Origin of the sequence: Paenibacillus ihuae (assembly GCF_001368795.1) — a bacterium.
Classification (GTDB): Bacteria; Bacillota; Bacilli; order Paenibacillales; family Paenibacillaceae; genus Paenibacillus_AQ; species Paenibacillus_AQ ihuae.
The window spans coordinates 570402-572984 of record NZ_LN831199.1; the positions used below are offsets into that span (position 1 = coordinate 570402).

Here is a 2583-nt window from a genome sequence, read left to right on the forward strand (position 1 = left end):
CCCGTCGGCCTCTCAAAAAGACTTTTCCTTACTTCTGACACGTTCACTGCGATGGTTGAAGCGGCAAGTTTTAGAGCCGCCCAGTACTGGGCGGCTCTTTCTTGTTCTTTTATGTTAAGCTGAACGATTAGCAAGGAAGACAGCGATATACTGGTCAGCAATGATCGATTAGTCCAACACCAGAGAACAAATACTCTTTGTGTTCAATGACCTCTTTCAAATCCTGAATATAACTACCAAAGTTAACCGGAGCATTATCAAATAAATACGCTTCACCATAACACTCTGTACGCGGAATACCCCAATCGCAGAGTCTGCCGTCCGGGCATTTATGTACGCCATAATCTGACCGCTGCCGCTGTTGGTTTCACTCCCGCCATCATGTCGCAAGAAACCATCCCTTTGGCTACCTACACAATCTCTTTATTGAAATGTCCTCTTGTGTCTGTTTCCTGATTAAAGACAGCATTATTCATTGAGCCATTTATTTTACCTGACGCCATATTAATGACTTTCACAACCTGCTCTTTTGATTCAACTGTGAAGTTTAATCTGAGCGCCTCGATTCCTTTGATGTTTGGTAGCTCATCTAAAAGATTAAGCGTCTTCCCATTAAGGAGAGTCGTTGTACAATCATTATGGGAAATGATAGGGAACGTTCCGTGCTCATCTTTTAACTCATAGCTCTTCGTTTTGCAAATTCTGCATTGATTCATTTTTTTCATCGGACAATATTTTGTAAACATCAAAGGAGCCTTGCCATATACAATCATTTCCAGTGCTGGATAGCCGTCATTCTCTTCATAATAGGCTTTCATTAAATCTTCAATTTGGCTCTCATTCAACTCATAAGATAAAGTGACTCGTTTTGCACCTAATTTATATAATTCATAGCAACTAGTAGCATTAACAACATTTAGAGAATAGTCCGTAACAAACGGATTCGTTGCTCTGTAGTGATAAATTCCACCATATCCTCCGATTAGCAGCTGCCCTTCTTTTTCCTTATAATCATTCTGATTTCTTCTAACAACGTTTTTAAAATAGATTTCCTTAATTCCACAGCTCACGCAAGCATCATACTGCTCCTTAGTCGTTACAGAGGCCGTAAGGTATGGTTTTACAGGGGCAAAGCTTATTTTTTCTTTTGCTTCCAAAGCCTTGGTTCTTTTCTTGTGGCTGTTAAGCTTTAAGTCATACAAGCCCAATACAATATCTCTTCTTGCTGCATTTAACAGTTTAGCTGGAATAAACGCATTGCATTCCTCGTAATCCACATGATTAAGTTCGAATATCGTATCATTTAATCTTGAAAATTGCTTGATTACCTGGTCTTTTGTTGTTGGATTATTAATGGCTTCGCCTAGTATTTCCTCACTCTCATATAAATAATGAAAGCCTAAGCCCTCTGCATCTATGAAAAGCTTTGAATCTGGACTTGCATATACTCTAATATCTAGGTTAAACCGCTTAAATTCTTTTTCCAGTGATGCTTCTAATTCTTTGTTATAAAAATAATCCTTCGTTTTATATACTAAATCTCCCGTAGACAACTTTTCTGTAACTTTGATATAGCAGACAACATCTGCTTTGTTAATTAAGCCGCCATCTTTATCGTACAGTTTGGCAACCGTTAGATTAATATCTTCATTGTTATGACTTATTCGGATGGTATCGTTTTGATTCAAAGTACGTGTAAGTGTTATTTCATAACGATCTTTATCGATCTTGCTGATGGTTCCAATTGGATACCCAAAGTTATTAGGTCTTGAAATGTTTGTAATATTTCTCCGATCTTCGTGAAACAAATATCCTTTAGTAAATGTCCTGTTGAATGTTTTTTTGAGATTTTCTTTATCTTCTTCGGTTATTTTATGATCTAAGGCCATGCGATATTTGGATACAACATTAGCAACATACGTAGGCGCTTTCATTCTGCCTTCTATTTTTAAAGAATCGATTTCTTTTAAATCATGGATGTAATCGATTGTGTTTAGGTCCTTAGTAGATAGAATATAGCTGTTCCCTAAAGACGTATCTGTTGTCTTATCGATTAGCTGATACTCCTTACGGCATGAACCCACACATCTTCCGCGATTTGCGCATCGATTGCCGAGTAATCCTGACATTAGACAGTTTCCCGAATAAGATACACATAAAGCTCCGTGTACGAAAATTTCTAAAGGTATGTCAGCGATTCTTTTGATCTCTTTTACTTTTTCAGTCTCAACCTCGCGGGACAGAACAACTCTTTTAGCACCAAGTTCTTTAAATAATAAAGTTCCGTCTACATCGTCTATTCCCATTTGAGTTGAACAATGTGCTTCCATATCAGAAAAGTTTTTAACGATATAATCGAAAGCAGTCAGGTCCTGGACGATAATGCCATCAACACCGACTTTATTTAATTCGTTTATCTGCTCTTTCATCTCTTCAACTTCGTTTTCAAAAACGATGGTATTCATTGCAACATAGATTTTAACGTCCCTCAGGTGCGCATATGTAACAGCCTCTTTTAACGATTCTAAATCAAAATTAGATGAGTATGCACGTGCACCAAATTTTTGCATTCCTAAGTATATT

1 protein-coding gene is annotated in these 2583 nt (G+C 37.4%); it reads right to left on the bottom strand.

Translation table 11 applies throughout. The features are described 5' to 3' along the window. Nucleotides 1-410: 410 nt before the first annotated feature. On the bottom strand, nucleotides 411-2583 hold a 2173-nt coding region (locus tag AQR02_RS22255), incomplete at its 5' end, for a U32 family peptidase (RefSeq protein ID WP_209444254.1).